Source organism: Aneurinibacillus sp. UBA3580 (assembly GCF_002375825.1).
GTDB lineage: Bacteria > Bacillota > Bacilli > Aneurinibacillales > Aneurinibacillaceae > Aneurinibacillus > Aneurinibacillus danicus.
The window spans coordinates 1,697-3,834 of the sequence record NZ_DFMZ01000067.1 but is presented as its reverse complement, the minus strand read 5'-3'; the positions used below and the strand labels follow the sequence as shown (position 1 = coordinate 3,834).

Here is a 2,138-nt window from a genome sequence, read left to right as displayed (position 1 = left end):
TCTCATGATTTTCACAAAAAAAAGGTGTCCCTCAAGCATCAAAAATCTACTTTTGGGACGCCCCTAATTCCATATTTATAGCAGTACTCATCAAGGCAATACGGCATAACAAATTATTCGTTGGAAATAATAACCTTTAATGCTCGATCCCGTGCGGCGTTTCCGAAAACATCATAAGCTTTAAGGATATCATCAAAGGAAAAACGGTGAGTAATTAATTGCTCCGGTTTCAATTTTCCTGATTTTACAGTCTTTAATAGCATGGGTGTTGAACTTGTACTCACTAAACCTGTAGTTAACGTAATGTTGCGAATCCACAGCTTATCAATATGGAGTTCAACGCTCTTTCCATGAACCCCAATGTTTGCAATGTGACCGCCTGCTTTTACGATTTCTTGGCAAAGCAAGAATGTTGGTGGAATTCCAACAGCTTCCATTACAACATCTGCGCCCTTATTGTCTGTAAGCGCCATCACTTTTTCTACTGCTTTGCCGTCCGAAGAGTTTACCAATTGTGTCGCTCCAAATTTCTTGGCAATATCAAGACGGTTGTCGTCTAAATCGATCATGATGATTTCGGCTGGAGAATAGAATTGGGCTGTCAATAGCGACGCTAAGCCTACAGGACCTGCCCCTACGATTGCGACTGTATCACCAGGCTTGACCTGTCCCGCAAGAACACCGATTTCAAATCCAGTAGGCAATATATCGCTCAGCATAACAAGTGCTTCTTCGTCCACACCCTCTGGGATATGATACAGACTGTTATCAGCATGGGGGATGCGAACATATTCGGCCTGAGTGCCATCAATTAAGTGACCCAGAATCCAACCGCCGTCTTCACAATGAGCGTACAAAGATTTTTTGCAATTTTCACATTTTCCGCAGGAGGTAATGCAGGAGATGAGTACTCGGTCTCCAACCTTAAAATTGTTGACTGCTGACCCAACTTCTTCAACGATTCCGACACCCTCATGGCCCAACGTACGTCCTACTGTAACAGCAGGAACATCTCCAGTAAGGATGTGTAAATCAGTTCCGCAAATGGTTGTTTTTGTAATTTTTACAATGACATCGGTTGGCTTTTCAAGCGAAGGTTTTGGTTTTTCAACTATTTCTTTACTTTTCACTCCATTGAATACAAGCGCTTTCATTAAAAGTCTCCTCCTGACAAGTAGGTTGTGTATAATAAATGATTGATGCGTTATATAATAGCACTGAATATAAGGCAAGGCAATGTACGATTAATTCCAATGATTCTCATGAGCAGAAGTCGAACACATGAGACCTGTGCTCGATTTTATAGCTTTAATAGAATATTTATTATTTGTACAACAGAATGTTTAGCCTTAGACTCATTTCATTGCTTTTTCTTTGTTTTTCTATCTATGGTTATGTATAATTCTAATCGTATCATTCATTAAATAATGAGTTTTTATGGAGGTTATTATGGCACAAGAACTGAAAAATCATGCATCTTCTTCAGCGGACTTAAAATCCGCTCCGAAGAAGGAGAAAGACTACAGTAAATACTTTATCGGAACGGCACCAAGCCTGAAAGAGGCGAAAAAAAGAACAAGCAACGGGATCGAATACCAGGAATTTACCGGCATTCCGGAGGAGCTTAAGGAACTGGGCAAAGGTCGTACCTTCCTTATCCGTACGTACGGTTGTCAGGCCAATGAACATGATACGGAAACCATTACCGGTCTTCTCCAGGCGATGAGCTTTACTCCGACAGAAGACGAAAAGCAGGCGGACGTAATTTTGTTCAACACATGCGCCATTCGCGAGAACGCCGAAGACAAAGTTTTTGGCGAGCTGGGCCGCTTGAAGCACTTGAAAAAAGAAAAGCCTGAGCTCATTCTGGGGGTATGCGGCTGTATGTCCCAGGAAGAAGCGGTCGTAAACCGTATTCTGAAGAGCTTTCAGCACGTCGATTTAATCTTTGGTACGCACAATATTCATCGTTTGCCTGTATTAATGCGCGATGCGTTTTTCAATAAAGAAATGGTTGTGGAAGTCTGGTCCAAAGAAGGCGATGTAGTCGAGAATATGCCAAAAGTGCGCAAAGAGGGACTGCGCGCATGGGTCAACATCATGTACGGCTGTGATAAGTTCTGTACGTACTGTATCGT

Annotated in this window: 1 protein-coding gene and 1 pseudogene; one reads left to right on the top strand and one right to left on the bottom strand. The window is 42.1% G+C overall.

Features of this window, described 5'->3' with window-relative positions; genetic code table 11:
- Positions 1-113: 113 nt before the first annotated feature.
- Positions 114-1,154 (bottom strand): zinc-dependent alcohol dehydrogenase family protein, encoded by a 1,041-nt coding sequence (locus B2899_RS10505; RefSeq protein WP_286885632.1) that lies wholly within the window; start codon positions 1,152-1,154, stop codon positions 114-116.
- 295 nt (positions 1,155-1,449) lie between these two features.
- Between B2899_RS10505 and B2899_RS10500 the strand changes: the two are divergent.
- Positions 1,450-2,138: pseudogene (locus B2899_RS10500) on the top strand (tRNA (N6-isopentenyl adenosine(37)-C2)-methylthiotransferase MiaB); the annotation flags it as partial.